Origin of the sequence: Pseudomonas sp. GD03875, assembly GCF_029840585.1 — a bacterium.
In the GTDB taxonomy this organism is placed as follows: domain Bacteria; phylum Pseudomonadota; class Gammaproteobacteria; order Pseudomonadales; family Pseudomonadaceae; genus Aquipseudomonas; species Aquipseudomonas paralcaligenes.
This window is the reverse complement of sequence record NZ_JAOCCV010000003.1, coordinates 42,538-56,275: the sequence shown is the minus strand read 5'-3', so window position 1 is coordinate 56,275 and position 13,738 is coordinate 42,538. Positions and strand designations below refer to the sequence as shown.

Here is a 13,738-nt window from a genome sequence, read left to right as displayed (position 1 = left end):
GGCCGGCGCAGGCTTTGTCCAGTGCACACCTGTGCGCTCTTGCGCCTCGGCTCAGCCCTGCTGGGGCTCGACGTACAGCTCGTAGATCAGCTCCATGTCCCAGTAGGCGGCCTCGATCTTGTGCCCGTCCAGGTCGCGCACGAAGCAGCCGTAGTAGGGCTCGCCGTAGTGCGGGCGTGGCCCGGGCGGGCCATCCGGGCTGGCGCCGGCGGCCAGGGCGGCCTCGTAGAAGGCGTGTACCGCCTGCTTGTCCTGGGCGACGAAGCCGAAGTGGGTGCCGTTGCCGACGTTCGCCGGCTGGCCGTCGATGGGCGCCTGCACCCAGAACTCCGGGTATTCGCGGCCCCAGGCCACGGCGCCGGGGTGTTCGAGGACGCGCTTGCAGCCCAGGGCGGGCATCACCTTGTCGTAGAAGGCCACGGCCTCGTCGAACCGGTTGGTGCCGATGGAGACGTGGGACAGGATGCTGGGGTTCTGCTCGGCCATGGTGTTTCCTCCCTGGAGTGGAAGTGCCAAGCCTAGCAGTTGCGCCGGTTTTTTCCCGGCTCAGCTGCTGTGGCTGTCCTCGGTGGGTCGCGGGCTGCACAGCATGAAGCAGCGGAACAGCACCACGCTGGAGAACAGCTGGAGGAAGCCGTTGATCACGTCCAGCAGCAGGCCGTCGATGGCGTCCGGCTGCTCGCCGAGCAGTTGCAGGGTCCAGTCGTCCAGCAGCCACAGCGGCACGATCACCAGCAGCACGCAGGCCAGCAGGGACCAGAAGTGGCCCACGCTCAGCGCATAGCTCTCGCGCATGGACTGCAGCGGCGACAGGCCGCGCAGCACCAGCAGGTATTCGGCGAAGGCCAGCTTGACCATCAGCCACAGCGCCAGCGGCAGGAACAGGGCGCCGCCGAGCATGATCAGCAGCGTGCTCAGGGCCGTCAGCACGGCGAGCGACGGCCACAGCGGCAGGCTGGCGGCCAGCAGGTTGATCAACGCGGGGCGCTGGCCCTGGCTGCGGGCGTCGAGGTAGAGGATCAGCGCCGCGCTGTACAGCGGGTAGAAGAACAGCCCCACCAGCAGCTCGTAGGCCGGCGCGTGCGACGGTTCCACGATGGCCGAGACCAGGGCGCGCACCAGGCATTCGGCGGCGATCAGCGGCAGGCACAGCGGGGCGATGCGGGCCAGGTGGCGGGTAAAGAAGTAGAAGGAGTCACGCAGGATGCTGAGCGGGTTCATCGGCAGGTATCGCGGCAGTACGTCTGCCTCACTTTAGCCGATGGGCGGGGCGGGGAACATGCCCGGCACCTGCGCACGCATTAATGTCCCCGGTTACCGGGCGGCAGGTCATAATGGCGGCCTTTTCCATGCGAGCCCAGCCGTGCGCAGAATCGCCTTGTTCGCCGACGTGCAGAACCTCTATTACACCGTTCGCCAGATCCATCGTTGCCACTTCGACTACGCCGAGCTGTGGCGCCGGCTCTCCGCCGATGGCGAGATCGTTGAGGCGCGTGCCTACGCCATCGACCGTGGCGACGCCAGGCAGCAGCAGTTCCAGCAGATCCTCCGTGGCCTGGGCTTTCAGGTGATGCTCAAGCCCTATATCCAGCGCAGCGACGGCTCGGCCAAGGGCGACTGGGACGTGGGCATCGCCCTGGATGTGATGGAGGCGGCCGAGCGGGTGGACGAGATCGTCCTGGCCTCCGGCGACGGCGATTTCGACCTGCTGCTGGAGCGTGCCCGCGCCCGCCACGGGGTGACCTGCACCGTGTACGGTGTGGACGGTCTCACCGCCCATTCCCTGATCCGCGCCGCCGACCGCTTCGTGCCGGTCGAAGGCTCCCTGCTGCTGAAGCACTAGCCGATGACGGAACGCATCGCCGTGATCGACTTCGAGACCACCGGCATGTCGCCGGCCCAGGGCGCGCGACCGACCGAGGTCGGCGTGGCGATGATCGAGGGCGGGCGCATCGTCGCGCGCTACCAGAGCCTGATGAACGCCGGCGCCTGGGTGCCGCCCTTCATCGAACAGCTCACTGGTATCAGCAATGCCATGGTCCGCCGTGCGCCGCCGGTGGCCGAGGTGATGGCCGAGGTGGCCGGGTTCGTCGGCGACGCGCCGCTGCTGGCACACAACGCCGCCTTCGACGCGAAGTTCTGGGATGCCGAGCTGGGCCTGCTCGGTCGCCGCCGGGCGCGCGACTTCGCCTGCTCGCTGCTGCTCTCGCGGCGCCTGCTGCCGGAGGCGCCCAGCCACGCCCTGGGCAACCTCAACCGCTGGGCCGGGCTGCCCGACACCGGCCAGGCCCACCGCGCCCTGGCCGACGCCGAGATGGCGGCCAACCTGGCCCTGCACCTGCAGGGGCTGCTGTGGGAGCGTCACGACATCCGGGCGGACCACGCCTACCTGTGCGGCCTGCAGAAGCTTTCGGCGGCCAAGGTGCGGGCGCTGCTGCGCGCATCTGTGTAGAAGAGCAGGAGTCTCCCCTCTCCCCGTGGGAGAGGGGCCGGGGGTGAGGGTCTTCCAGGCCGCTCCGAGTTGCTTATGGCACCCTCACCCTACGCGGGCCGCCCCAACCCTCTCCCAAAGGGAGAGGGAGTCAGCTCTGTAGCGGCAGAGGAGCGCCGGTGCGCATGGCGCACCCTACCCGGCGCCGCAACGGGATTGTGCAGTTGACCCGAACGAAAACGCCCCGGCAGTGGCCGAGGCGTTTTCGTATCAGCCGCGCATCAGTGATGCTCGCGGGTGGCGCGGAATTTCACGTCGGGCCAGCGTTCTTCCATCAGGCTCAGGTTGACCCGGGTCGGGGCCAGGTAGGTGAGGTGTCCGCCGCCGTCCACGGCCAGGTTCTCGAAGGCCTTGTCGCTGAATTCCTTGAGTTTCTTCTCGTCGGCGCACTCGATCCAGCGGGCCGACCAGACGGTGATCGCCTCGTAGGCGCACTCGACCTTGTATTCCTCCTTGAGGCGGCTGGCGACCACGTCGAACTGCAGCACGCCCACGGCGCCGAGGATGATGTCGTTGTTGCGCTCGGGGAAGAACACCTGGGTCGCGCCTTCCTCGGCCAGTTCCTGCAGGCCCTGGCGCAACTGCTTGGACTTCAGCGGGTCCTTCAGGCGCACGCGGCGGAACAGTTCCGGGGCGAAGTGCGGGATGCCGGTGAAGCCCAGCACCTCGCCTTCGGTGAAGGTGTCGCCGATCTGGATGGTGCCGTGGTTGTGCAGGCCGATGATGTCGCCGGCCCAGGCCTCTTCCAGCTGCTCGCGCTCGCTGGAGAAGAAGGTCAGGGCGTCGGCGATCTTCAGGTCCTTCTTGATCCGCACGTGGCGCATCTTCATGCCCTTCTCGTACTTGCCCGAGCAGATGCGCATGAAGGCGATGCGGTCGCGGTGCTTGGGGTCCATGTTCGCCTGGATCTTGAACACGAAGCCGGAGAACTTCTCCTCGGTCGGCTCGACCACCCGCTCGTGGGCGGCGCGCGACAGCGGCTTGGGCGCCCAGTCGACGATGCAGTCGAGCACCTGGTCGACGCCGAAGTTGCCCAGCGCGGTGCCGAAGAACACCGGGGTCATCTCGCCCTTGAGGAAGGCGGCCTGGTCGAATTCGTGGCAGGCGCCCTGGACCAGTTCTAGCTCATCGACGAAGCGCTCGTAGAGGTCGCCCAGGTGGGCGCGGGCCTCGTCCGAGTCGAGCTTGTCGATGATCTTCTGCTCGGTGCGCTCGTGGCCGTGGCCCGGCGTGTAGACGATGATCTTGTCCTGGGCCAGGTGGTAGACGCCCTTGAAGTCCTTGTAGCAGCCGATCGGCCAGGTGATCGGCGCGGCCTTGATCTTCAGCACCGCCTCGATCTCGTCGAGCAGCTCGATGGGGTCGCGGATGTCCCGGTCCAGCTTGTTGATGAAGCTGACGATGGGTGTGTCGCGCAGGCGGCAGACTTCCATCAGGGCGATGGTGCGCGGCTCCACGCCCTTGCCGCCGTCGAGCACCATCAGCGCCGAGTCCACCGCCGTCAGGGTGCGGTAGGTGTCTTCCGAGAAGTCCTCGTGGCCGGGGGTGTCCAGCAGGTTGACCATGTGCGCCCGGTAGGGGAACTGCATCACCGAGGTGGTGATGGAGATGCCGCGCTGCTTCTCCATCTCCATCCAGTCGGAGGTGGCGTGGCGGTCGGACTTGCGCGACTTCACCGTGCCCGCGACCTCGATCGCCTTGCCCATCAGCAGGAGCTTCTCGGTGATGGTGGTCTTACCGGCGTCGGGGTGGGAAATGATCGCGAACGTGCGGCGTTTGGCGACTTCGGCGGCCTGGATGGTCATGGGTCTGTGCCTGCGGGAGAGCGGTGGCGGGCGCGGGGCGCCCGGAAAAGCGCGGGATTATAACGGCAACCGGCCCGCCAAGGCAGGCCGGGTGTCGCCGACGCGGCAGCGGCCATGTGGGAGAGCGGTGGGAGCGATCTTGTGGGAGCGGCCTTGGCCGCGATGGGGCCGGTGCGGGGTTTTCGCGGCCAAGGCCGCTCCCACGAGAGCAACAGCTCCGCATGGGCCGGGTTCGCTCGGTGCCCCTCCGCCCCCAAGGCGCCAGCCCATATCTGAACAGACCAATCCAGACGCTTCGTGAAGCCCCGTTTCATCGCCATCGCAGGGCGGCTGCGGACCCGAATAGCGGGTGGCAGGTGGCCTCCGTAGCATTTTGAGCCAGGCACCGCCGAGGGGGCGTTCGGAGTTCCATCACGCTCAGCTAAGCAGCCCAGCCAACGCTAAATAACAAGAAAGGCAGATATGACAATGGCGATTTCCAGGTCCTCGCTCACAGGTACTTGTCTGGCGGCATGTGTATTGTCCATGACCCACTCGGTGGGCGCGTATGCGGTTCAGGCCAGGGACTACATCCCGTTGCCGGACGGCACGGCGGCAATGCAGTTCCTGCATACGTACGGTACCGGCAACGAGCTGTATTCGCGCGGCCACAAGGTGTCGGATGACTTCGACCTGAGCAGCAACATCAACGTGCTGCTGCCGGTCTACTACTCGACCCTGTTCGGCATGCCGGCCGTCTATGAGGCTATCATTCCGTTTGGCCGCGCCAGCGCCAGTGGCGATGCCGTCGCCGCCGTCGATGCGCAGTACAAGCGGAGTTCGGGGCTGGCGGACCCCAGTTTCCTGGTGGGTTTCTGGCCGATCCATGACGAGGCCTCGAAGACCTGGTTTGGCGTCAGTGGCTGGGTGACTGCGCCGCTGGGCGAATACGACGGGGACAATATCGTCAACCTGGGGCGCAATCAGTGGGCGTTCAAGGCCCAGGTGGGGCTGGTCAAGGGATTCGGCGATTTCCGCGCCGAGGTGATCCCCTCGGTGGAGTTCTATTCGCGCAACAATGACCTCGGCGGGAACGACGGCACCCTGAAGCGCAAACCGCTTTACGCCGTGGAAACCCACTTCAGCTATGACGTGAACCCATCGTTGCTGGTGTCTTTGGACGCGTTTCACTTCCGTGGCGGCGCGACCGAGGTATCCGGAGCGACCTGGGATCGCCGCCTCGACTCCACGTCCGTGCAGCTGACCTCGCGTTTCGCCCTGGCCCCCAACCAGTTCCTGCACGTGCAATACCTGCAGGACGTTCGCGTCAAGGAAGGCCCGAAGATCGATAACCGTTTCAGCGTCCAGTTCACGCACGCCTTCTGACCCGGCCACCGGCCGCAGAAGGTGAAGAAACGTCACGATGTCATTGGGTGAAAACCGATCATGAAGAATTCCAGGCTACTCGTATTGGGCTTGCTGCTCGTGCTGCTGGGCAGCTTCGCCGCTTCGCGCCTCCAGTCGGGCAACGGCGCGATAGAGGTCGTCGATGTGGTGATCGCCGGCAAGAACGGCGCCCGCCTCAGCGCGCTGATGTTCATTCCCAAGGGTGTCAGCGATCGCGCGCCGGCACCGGCGGTGGTGATTGCCCACGGCTATGTGAACCAGAAGGAGGTCATGACCAATTTCAGCCTCGAGTTCGCCAGGCGGGGCTACGTGGTGCTGGCTCCCGACCTGTCCGGCCATGGCGGCTCGCAGGTCATTCCCGGGGACGGCAGCAGGGGCGTCGGCGATATGCTGCGCTATGTCCATGGCCTGTCATTCGTCGACCGCAACAACGTCGGCCTGCTCGGGCATTCCATGGGCGGCTGGTCGGTGATCACGGCGGCCATGGAGAATCGCGGGATGGCCAGGACCGTGGTGGTGGCGGGATCGTCCCAGGGCGGCCACGAGGCCGGGTTCATGCTCGGCGCGCCGACCATCCCGATGGATGCGGGCTTCAACTTCGGCGTCGAGTTCGGCAAGTACGACGAGTTCGTGGGGATCAACTACTTCGACCGCAAGAAGGCGGCCGACTTCGTCGACAGCCACTGGCTGAAGGGACCGTTCGGCACGGAGGAGCGGGTCGTGCTGGGCCGGGCCTATGGCGACTTCGCCAATGGCACGGGGCGCATCGCCACCCAGTCGGCCGAGACCCATGCGGGGGTACACCAGTCCGGTACGGCCATCGCCAACGTCCTGCGCATGTTCCAGCTGTCTTCGCCGGCCCCGCTGGAGCGGGACCCGATGGACCAGGTGTGGCCCTACAAGGAGGCCGCCAGCCTGGTGGCCTATGTCGGCCTGATCCTGTTCATGCTGGGCCTGCTGATCCGGCTGCTGGCGACGGCGCCGTTCGACTCCATCGTCCAGCCGGCCAGCGCCAGGAAGGCGCAGTCGCCGCTGGTGTACCTCGCCTGCTCGGTGCTCGTGGTCACGGCGGTGGCGCTGCTGCTGGTGCCGCTGCAGATGTGGGCGATGCATCACCTGGGCGTCAGCGAGACCTTCCCCCTGATGTTCGCCAATACCTCGATCGTCTATTTCGGTGCGATTCAGGCGGGGTTCCTCGGCCTGTTCGTCCTCTGGCACTTCCTGGTCGGCCGCAAGCGTGGCGAAACCTTGCTGAGCTACGGGCTGTCCACCCATCCCACGGCCATGGCGTTCAGCTGGCGCTACCTGGCCAGGGCGCTGGCGCTGGCGGCGATCACGGTGGCGGGCGGCTATGCGCTCCTGGCCTGGGTCTACGGCTTCTGGCACGTGGACGTACGCTGGTGGATGCTGCTGATCAGGCCGATGGAGCCCCATCGCGTGGTCACCGCGCTCGTCTATGTCATCCCCTTCACTGCGATCTTCTTCGTCAACAACCTGCTGGCGTTCGGCTGGCTGCGCCTGAAGGATTTCGGCAGCGACCTGCGCAACAACCTGTTCTGGACGCTGGCGCTGTTCGTGGTGAATGCCCTGGGGGTGGTACTGGTCATCGGCGCGCAGATGGGCTCCCTGTATCTCACCGGCCAGCCGTACATCGGCGAGGTGGGCTACGACACCCTGATGGTCATCCTGGGCAACGGCTACCTGCCGCTGTTCGCCGTGACCAGCGTGGTGTCGACCTACTGCTACCGACGCACGGGCAATGTCTACACCGGCTCGCTGCTGTGCGGCCTGCTGGCCACCTGGATGATCGTCTGCTACCAGCCGTACTGATGCACCGTGACAAGGCCGGCCCTGGCGACAGGGCCGGCCTTGTCGTTTCAGCGACAGCGCTCAGGCGGCGTCGTGCCCGGACGGCAGGAAGATCCTCGCATGCATGCCCTTGCCGAACAGGCGGCTGGGCGGCAGGCCCCACATGGAGCAGAAATAGTTGCTGTAGTGGGGCAGGTCGGAGAATCCCGCGTTCAGTGCCGCATCCGTGAAGTTCTCGCCCCGCCCGATCGAGATCACGGACTCGTACATCCGGTGCCAGAGACGGAAGCGGCGAATGGGCACGCCCGTCTGCAGCTTGAACAGCTGCACCAGCCTGGGCACCGACAGTTCCGTCATCTCGGCCAGCGCCGCCACGGGCAGGTTCTCCTGAAAGCTCTGCCTGATGCGCGCGACCACGTGGCTGATACGCCCGTCGATGGCCGAGGCGGCATCACCGTTCGCGTAGCCGTATTCGAGCAGGCGATCCAGGTGCCGATAGGCATCGTCGGAGCCGGCCGGCTGGTTGTACAGGGAGCTGAACTGGTCCCTGAAGTCCGCTTCGTCGCGCAGCTCGATACCGACCCCCTCGGACTCGTCCCGCAGACAGCCGCTGATGCGCAGGTAGTCCTCGCCCAGGACGTCCAGGTGGCAGATGGCGACCACCTCGCTGCGGGCGTCGATCGTCACGCACAAGCCTGCCGGAATCACGAAGCTGTGGCAGCGCACGACGCGCTTGCCGGCGCTGAAGCAGATCGCGTCGCCCAGGCTGACCACCAGCGTGGCGGCACCGTAGGCCACCTGGACCGGCGCGGGCAGCGGTCCGAGGAACAGGGTGCGCTTGCTCCAGGGATACATGAGCGCGTCTTTGAGGTGGCGGTGATAGGCATGCATCTGCGTTGACTGTCCTGGCGGAAGCGGTCGTGTCTGGAATGTACCCCACGTGGCTGGTGGCCAGTAGCCATCCTTGGCTGTTTTGCCGCCATCTGGGAGTGGATCATCAAAAATTACAATCTCTGTTTTTCCCCGCCGGGTAAGGTTGCGCCGCAAGGGCGATGGCGGTTGCCGCCGGCCGAACAACAAGAAGAACCATGCGGGTATTTTCATGACTTTCAGCCGTCCCCGGCCTGACCCCAGGTCGCGCCGCACGCCCCGGCAGCATCGTTCGATGATGACCGTCGATGCCATTCTGGAAGCCGCCGCCATCCTGTTCGCCCGCGATGGATTCGAGAAGACCAGCACCACCAGGATCGCCGAGCTGGCAGGTGTCAGCGTCGGTTCGCTGTACGAGTATTTCTCCAACAAGGACGCCTTGCTGGCCTGCCTGATCAAGCGCCACTGCGACCGGATGCTGGAGCATGTCGAGCAGCGGCTGCGGGCATCGCAGGATTGCGAGGTGATGACCGCGCTGGCGGTCTTCGTCGACTCGATCCACGAAAGCTACGCGATGAACATTCCTCTGCAGCGGGTGCTGATCGAGCACCTGGGCAGGCTCAGCAAGCCGCATCACTTCGAGCGCGTCTCCGGCGCGCTGATCAGCGTGCTGGAGGCGCATCTGCATGCGTGCGGCCAGGAGGTGCCCCGGCCCGATGTGCGCCAGGCGCTGTATGTCGTCGAATGCATCGTCGAGTCGCTGATCCACCGTTCGATCCTGTTCGATCCGCACTTCTTCCACGACAAGCTCAGGGACGAACTGCTGACCGTGTCTGCCAACTGCCTCGGGCTGCCCGCGGAGCGGGACTGAACCGGCTGGACCATCGCGGCGCTGCCCATCGACGATGCCGCGCTTCAGACCTTCAGCTTGTCGACCTGGTCATGCAGGCGGTGGGAGAGTTCGAGCAGCTCGGTGCAGGATTGGCGGGTCTGCTGCAGCGCGTCGACGCCGACGATGGTCGCATCGTGGATGCGGGTGATGCTGCGGTTGATCTCTTCCGCGGTGGCCGCCTGCTGCTCCGCCGCGCTGGCGATCTGCAGGGTCATCTGGTTGACGGTGGTCACCGAGTCGATGATCTGCTCCAGCGCCTGGCCGGCGCGGGCCGAATCCTGTACCGGCCGTTCCGCGGCGTCGACGTTGGCCGAGAGCTGCTCGGTCGCCCGGCGCGCGCCATGCTGCACGCGCTCGATGATTTCCTTGATCTCCAGGGTCGATGCCTGGGTGCGCATGGCCAGGGTGCGCACCTCGTCGGCCACCACGGCGAAGCCCCGGCCATGCTCGCCGGCCCTGGCCGCTTCGATGGCGGCGTTGAGGGCCAGCAGGTTGGTCTGTTCGGCGATGGACGTGATGACATCCAGCACCCTCTCGACCCTGGCGGAGTCCCCCGCCAGTTGCTCGACGACGGAGGCGCTGCCGGCCAGGGCGCGGGTGAGGTCCTGGATCGAGCCGATCGTCGCCTTCACGACTTCGTGCCCATGGATGGCCTGCTGTTCGGCCGTCTGTGTGGCGGTGGCGGCCGTCGAGGTGTTCTGGGCCACCTCCTGCACCGTCGCCACCATCTGGCTCATGGCGGTCGCCAGGCTGTCCGTCTCGCCTTGCTGGTTCTCCATGCCCTGCCTGGCCTGGGACGTGATCGCCTCAAGCCTGTCGCTGGTCGCCGAGACGTGGTTGCTGGCCTCGGCCATGCCGCAGGTTATCTGATGCGCGGCCTGCATCAGGTGGTTGAAGCTCTCGGACATTCGGGTCAGTTCGTCGTCACCCGTGACCGGCAGGCGCAGGCTCAGGTCGGTCACGCCCCGGGTGGCGCCGGCCAGCGCGCCCGCGGTCTCGGCCAGTGGCCGGACGATGCTGCTGGCGAACAGCCACGCGAGGAGGCCGATGGCCGCCAGGGCCAGGCCGGCGGCGACGGCCGGGCCGACCAGCACCTGGTTGACGATGTCCCGGACGTCCTGCGGGTGGAGACCGCTGACCAGCACCCAGCCCCAGGGCGCGAACAGGCGGGCCTCCGAAACCTTGTGCTCGGCCACGGTCGAGCCCGGGCGCGGGAAGGAGTATTCGACGAGGGTGCTGCCGTGTTCCCTGACGCCGCTGATGATGTCGCGGACGAACAGCCGGCCTTCGGCGTCCTTGAAGTCGAAGACCTCCCGGCCGTTCAGGTTGGGGGAGGTGGGGTGCATCACCACCACGTGATCGAGGTTGGTCACCCACAGGTAGTGGTCGCCCAGGTAACGGATGGTGCCGATCACCTCGGCAGCCTGCTGCTTGGCCTCGGTGAGGCTTATCTGCCCGAGCCGGACCTGCCGCTCGTAGTGCTCCAGGATGTTGGAGGCGGTATTGAGCGCCGTCGCCACGCCCGCCATCTTTTCCTGGTACAGGCTCCGTTGCAGCACGTTGCTGAACCACAGGCTCAGGATCACCAGGAGCATGGCCATGGCGCTGACCAGCAGGGTCACTCGGGTACTGATGCGGAGGTTTCTCAGTGCTGACATCGGAGGCCTCTTTCTTGTTTTTGTTGATTGGCAGACCCGTATCCCGGGTCTGCCTTTCGGCCGATTGCGGTTGGCACTGAAATTCTAGGAAGTCTCCCCCTGAGCCCGCTATTCGGATTGTGCCGGTGGCGGTGTGTGGCCCTTGTAGATGTGCTTGACCAGCGGCCCGATGGACAAGCCCTGCAGCAGGATCGACACCAGCACCACGATGTAGGTCAGGGTCAGCAGCAGGTCGCGCTCCGGGCCCAGCGGCAGGGACAGCGCCAGCGCCACCGAGACACCGCCGCGCAGGCCGCCCCAGGCCAGGATGCGGATGGTGCCCAGCGGCGCCGGGTGGCCGAGCCGGCGCAGCAGGAAGATCGGCGGTGCCACGGTGACCAGGCGCGAGGCCAGCACGGCGGCGCCGAGCAGGCAGGCCGCGCCGATGTGCAGCCAGGAGAACGGCAACAGCAGCAGCTCCAGGCCGATCAGGGCGAACAGCAGGGCGTTGAGGATTTCGTCGATCAGCTCCCAGAACTTGTCGATGTAGCGCCGCGTCTCGTCGGACATGATGTGCTGGCGGCCGTAGTTGCCGATGATCAGGCCGGCCACCACCATGGCGATCGGGCCGGACACGTGCAGCGCCCTGGCCAGCGCCGCGCCGCCGAACACCAGGGCGATGGTCAGCATGACCTCCACCTGGTACTGGTCGATGCCGCGCATCATCAGCAGGGTCGCGCCACCGATGGCCATGCCGAACAGCACGCCGCCGATGGCTTCCTTGGCGAACATCCAGCTCACCTCGCCGAAGGTCGGCGTGTGGCCGCTGAGCAGGATCGCCAGGAGGATGCTGAACACCACCACGGCGGTGCCGTCGTTGAACAGCGACTCGCCGACGATGGTGGTCGCCAGCGGCTTGGGCGCGCCGGCGGACTTGAGGATGCCCATCACCGCGATGGGGTCGGTCGGCGAGATCAGTGCGCCGAACAGCAGGCAGTAGAGCAGGGGAATCTGCCAGCCCATCAGGTCGAAGATGAACCAGGCCAGGCCGCCGATGATGGCGGTCGCCAGCAGCACGCCGAAGGTGGCCAGCAGGCCGATCGGCCATTTGTAGCTGCGCAGGTCGTTGAGATTGACGTGCAGCGCGCCGGCGAACAGCAGGGCCGGGAGGAACCATGTCATGAGGATTTCGGAGAAGTCGATGTCGCGGATCAGCCGCTGCATCTCCAGCTCCAGCACCGGGAAGCCGGCCAGGCTGACCACCTGCAGCAGGGCCGAGAAGACCAGCGCGGTGGCCATCACGCCGATGGTCGGGGGCAGCCTGATGAACCGGTAGTTCACGTAGGTGAGCAGGGTGGTCAGGCTGATGAAGGCGGCGACGAGGTTGAGCATCGGCGGGCTCCTGAAAAACGGGGCGGGCATCATCGCTTCCCGCACCCGCATCGGACAAGCCGAAACGCCCCGCGCCGGCCGGCGCGGCGGCCAGCCTGTGTGCCGGCTCACACTGCCCGGCCCCGCTGTGGCAGGGCAGGCGAGCCGGCGTGCGCCGCGGCCGTCAGCGCGTGCGCCGGGCCATCCAGCGCCGGTACTGGCGGGTGCGCGAGGCGTTGGCCAGCTGCTGCATGATCAGCGCGCGCAGCGGCGACACCCCGGGATTGGGTGTCTTGTCCAGGCTGAGCTTGCGCAGCTGGAACTTGACCACCGCCATGTTGGCCAGGGAGGCCAGGGTCTTGTTCTTCCAGGTGATGGGCGGCAGCTGCGGGGCGCTGTCCTTGCCCTGGCGCCAGTCGCGTGGCAGGTCGGGGTCGATGGCCAGGGCCGTGCCGATGCCGACCATGGCGACGCCGCTGTCGATCACCTGCTCGGCCACCGGCCGGCGGCGGATGCCGCCGGTGACCATCACCGGCATCGTCGCGACCCTCTGGATATCGCGGGCGAACTCCAGGAAGTAGGCCTCCCGCGCCAGGGTGCGGCCGTCGCGGGCCTCGCCCTGCATGGCCGGCACCTCGTAGCTGCCGCCCGACAGCTCGACCAGATCGACGCCCTGGCCATTGAGCAGCCGTACCACCTGCTCGGCGTCCTCGGCGCTGAAACCGCCGCGCTGGAAATCCGCGGAGTTGAGCTTGACGGCCACCGAGAACCCGGGGGAAACCTCGGCCCGCACGGCTCTGACGATCTCCAGCAGCAGGCGCGCCCGGTTCTCCAGGGAGCCGCCCCATTCATCCGTCCGCCGGTTGGTCAGGGGCGACAGGAACTGGCTCAGCAGGTAGCCGTGGGCCGCGTGGATCTCCACGCCGGTGAAGCCGGCCAGTTCGCCGAGCCGGGCGGTGCGGGCGAAGCGGCGGATCACCTCATGGATGACCTCCGGCGTCATCGCATAGGGGGTGTTGAAGTGCTTCGACATCATGCCCAGGTCCAGCGGGATGGCCGAGGGCGCCCAGGTCTTCTGCCCGAGGTTGGCCTGCATCTGGCGGCCGGGGTGGTTGATCTGCAGCCAGAACTGCGCGCCCCTGGAGCGGCCGATCCGGGCCCAGCGCTTGAACTTCTCCAGCTGCCGGTCATCTTCCAGCACCACGCCGCCGGGGCCGGTCATGGCGCGGCCGTCGACCATCACGTTGCCGGTGATGATCAGCCCGGCGCCGCCATCGGCCCATGCCTGGTACAGGCGCATCAGCTTCTCGGATGGCGCCTGGTCGTCGTCGGCCATGTTCTCTTCCATGGCGGCCTTGGCGATACGGTTCGGCATGCGCGAGCCGTTGGGGAGGGTCAACTCGTCGAAAACGCCCATGAAGCACTACCTCGTGTGATGGTGGTGCGACCTTAAGATTAAAGTTTACTTTAATGTCAA

At 66.6% G+C, this 13,738-nt stretch carries 12 protein-coding genes; 5 read left to right on the top strand and 7 right to left on the bottom strand.

The features are described 5' to 3' along the window. Nucleotides 1-51 precede the first annotated feature (51 nt). Together N5D30_RS03210 and N5D30_RS03205 are read right to left on the bottom strand one after the other, a co-directional pair. Nucleotides 52-486 carry a VOC family protein gene (locus N5D30_RS03210; RefSeq protein ID WP_279907633.1) on the bottom strand — a complete coding sequence of 145 codons (435 nt, stop codon included), beginning with the start codon at nucleotides 484-486 and terminating at the stop codon, nucleotides 52-54. A 60-nt stretch (nucleotides 487-546) separates the two neighbouring features. Then, nucleotides 547-1,221, bottom strand: a complete 675-nt coding sequence (locus tag N5D30_RS03205) for a hypothetical protein (protein ID WP_279907632.1) — start codon at nucleotides 1,219-1,221, stop codon at nucleotides 547-549. 142 nt (nucleotides 1,222-1,363) lie between these two features. Between N5D30_RS03205 and N5D30_RS03200 the strand changes: the two genes are divergently transcribed. Beyond that, nucleotides 1,364-1,843 carry an NYN domain-containing protein gene (locus tag N5D30_RS03200; protein ID WP_279907631.1) on the top strand — a complete coding sequence of 160 codons (480 nt, stop codon included), beginning with the start codon at nucleotides 1,364-1,366 and terminating at the stop codon, nucleotides 1,841-1,843. 3 nt (nucleotides 1,844-1,846) lie between these two features. Further along, nucleotides 1,847-2,452 (top strand): 3'-5' exonuclease, encoded by a 606-nt coding sequence (locus N5D30_RS03195; protein WP_279907630.1) that lies wholly within the window; start codon nucleotides 1,847-1,849, stop codon nucleotides 2,450-2,452. A gap of 260 nt (nucleotides 2,453-2,712) precedes the next feature. Here the strand turns inward: N5D30_RS03195 and N5D30_RS03190 are convergent, their stop codons facing one another. Further along, nucleotides 2,713-4,296: a peptide chain release factor 3 gene (locus N5D30_RS03190; RefSeq protein ID WP_279907629.1), complete on the bottom strand. Its 1,584-nt coding sequence runs from the start codon at nucleotides 4,294-4,296 to the stop codon at nucleotides 2,713-2,715. A 525-nt stretch (nucleotides 4,297-4,821) separates the two neighbouring features. Here N5D30_RS03190 and N5D30_RS03185 point away from each other — a divergent pair. Together N5D30_RS03185 and N5D30_RS03180 are read left to right on the top strand one after the other, a co-directional pair. Next, entirely contained in the window at nucleotides 4,822-5,661 is an 840-nt protein-coding gene (locus tag N5D30_RS03185; protein WP_279907628.1) for a transporter, read from the top strand. 60 nt (nucleotides 5,662-5,721) lie between these two features. Further along, complete coding sequence (locus N5D30_RS03180) at nucleotides 5,722-7,512, top strand: alpha/beta fold hydrolase (protein ID WP_279907627.1); 1,791 nt, start codon at nucleotides 5,722-5,724, stop codon at nucleotides 7,510-7,512. A 60-nt stretch (nucleotides 7,513-7,572) separates the two neighbouring features. Here N5D30_RS03180 and N5D30_RS03175 read toward each other — a convergent pair whose 3' ends face one another. After that, entirely contained in the window at nucleotides 7,573-8,382 is an 810-nt protein-coding gene (locus N5D30_RS03175; protein WP_279907625.1) for an AraC family transcriptional regulator, read from the bottom strand. Between the two features lie 274 nt (nucleotides 8,383-8,656). On the opposite strand from N5D30_RS03175, the gene N5D30_RS03170 reads away from it, so the two are divergent. Beyond that, the gene (locus tag N5D30_RS03170; protein ID WP_279907623.1) at nucleotides 8,657-9,232 is read left to right on the top strand and encodes a TetR/AcrR family transcriptional regulator; all 576 of its coding nucleotides are present in this window, start codon (nucleotides 8,657-8,659) and stop codon (nucleotides 9,230-9,232) included. Nucleotides 9,233-9,276: 44 nt separating this feature from the next. On the opposite strand, the gene N5D30_RS03165 is transcribed toward N5D30_RS03170, so the two are convergent. From N5D30_RS03165 to N5D30_RS03155, 3 genes are all read right to left on the bottom strand, one after another. Continuing rightward, the gene (locus N5D30_RS03165) at nucleotides 9,277-10,911 is read right to left on the bottom strand and encodes a methyl-accepting chemotaxis protein (protein ID WP_279907622.1); all 1,635 of its coding nucleotides are present in this window, start codon (nucleotides 10,909-10,911) and stop codon (nucleotides 9,277-9,279) included. A 108-nt stretch (nucleotides 10,912-11,019) separates the two neighbouring features. Further along, nucleotides 11,020-12,282, bottom strand: coding sequence for a sodium:proton antiporter (locus N5D30_RS03160; protein WP_220812021.1), 1,263 nt, complete (start codon nucleotides 12,280-12,282; stop codon nucleotides 11,020-11,022). Between the two features lie 163 nt (nucleotides 12,283-12,445). After that, nucleotides 12,446-13,678, bottom strand: a complete 1,233-nt coding sequence (locus N5D30_RS03155) for an NADH:flavin oxidoreductase/NADH oxidase family protein (RefSeq protein ID WP_279907621.1) — start codon at nucleotides 13,676-13,678, stop codon at nucleotides 12,446-12,448. Between the last annotated feature and the right edge of the window lie 60 nt (nucleotides 13,679-13,738).

What these genes read in the sequence shown, in the direction of transcription:
- N5D30_RS03190 (WP_279907629.1), bottom strand. Translation starts at nt 4,296, where the DNA reads ATGACCATCCAGGCCGCCGAAGTCGCCAAACGCCGCACGTTCGCGATC.
- N5D30_RS03170 (WP_279907623.1), top strand. Translation starts at nt 8,657, where the DNA reads ATGATGACCGTCGATGCCATTCTGGAAGCCGCCGCCATCCTGTTCGCC.
- N5D30_RS03205 (WP_279907632.1), bottom strand. Translation starts at nt 1,221, where the DNA reads ATGAACCCGCTCAGCATCCTGCGTGACTCCTTCTACTTCTTTACCCGC.
- N5D30_RS03180 (WP_279907627.1), top strand. Translation starts at nt 5,722, where the DNA reads ATGAAGAATTCCAGGCTACTCGTATTGGGCTTGCTGCTCGTGCTGCTG.
- N5D30_RS03155 (WP_279907621.1), bottom strand. Translation starts at nt 13,678, where the DNA reads ATGGGCGTTTTCGACGAGTTGACCCTCCCCAACGGCTCGCGCATGCCG.
- N5D30_RS03160 (WP_220812021.1), bottom strand. Translation starts at nt 12,282, where the DNA reads ATGCTCAACCTCGTCGCCGCCTTCATCAGCCTGACCACCCTGCTCACC.
- N5D30_RS03165 (WP_279907622.1), bottom strand. Translation starts at nt 10,911, where the DNA reads ATGTCAGCACTGAGAAACCTCCGCATCAGTACCCGAGTGACCCTGCTG.
- N5D30_RS03175 (WP_279907625.1), bottom strand. Translation starts at nt 8,382, where the DNA reads ATGCATGCCTATCACCGCCACCTCAAAGACGCGCTCATGTATCCCTGG.
- N5D30_RS03195 (WP_279907630.1), top strand. Translation starts at nt 1,847, where the DNA reads ATGACGGAACGCATCGCCGTGATCGACTTCGAGACCACCGGCATGTCG.
- N5D30_RS03210 (WP_279907633.1), bottom strand. Translation starts at nt 486, where the DNA reads ATGGCCGAGCAGAACCCCAGCATCCTGTCCCACGTCTCCATCGGCACC.
- N5D30_RS03185 (WP_279907628.1), top strand. Translation starts at nt 4,822, where the DNA reads ATGACCCACTCGGTGGGCGCGTATGCGGTTCAGGCCAGGGACTACATC.